Annotated in this window: 1 pseudogene; it reads right to left on the reverse strand. The window is 62.4% G+C overall.

The annotated features are described in order from the left end of the window. Positions 1-117: 117 nt before the first annotated feature. Positions 118-245 (reverse strand): annotated as a pseudogene (locus tag FNJ47_RS55720) (hypothetical protein); the annotation flags it as partial.

Genomic DNA, 245 nt, shown 5'->3' on the forward strand with positions numbered 1-245 from the left:
CACCTTGCAGCGTGCTCGACGAGGGGCCTTGTATCCCGTCCTATTGCGGCGTGTTCAACAACGGGCCGTGCTTTCCCGAGATCGATTATCCGTACGGCGAAAATCTCCAGCTCACGATCCTGACCGTTTGAAGCTGAAGCGCACCGACATCTGCATGCCCGCGCGCGCGTCGTCCGCCGGCGGCGGCGCCCAGCAGGAACGCAGCGCGGCAAAGAGATCGCCGATGGTATTGAGGTCATGATCCG

Origin of the sequence: Bradyrhizobium uaiense (assembly GCF_010811875.1) — a bacterium.
In the GTDB taxonomy this organism is placed as follows: domain Bacteria; phylum Pseudomonadota; class Alphaproteobacteria; order Rhizobiales; family Xanthobacteraceae; genus Bradyrhizobium; species Bradyrhizobium uaiense.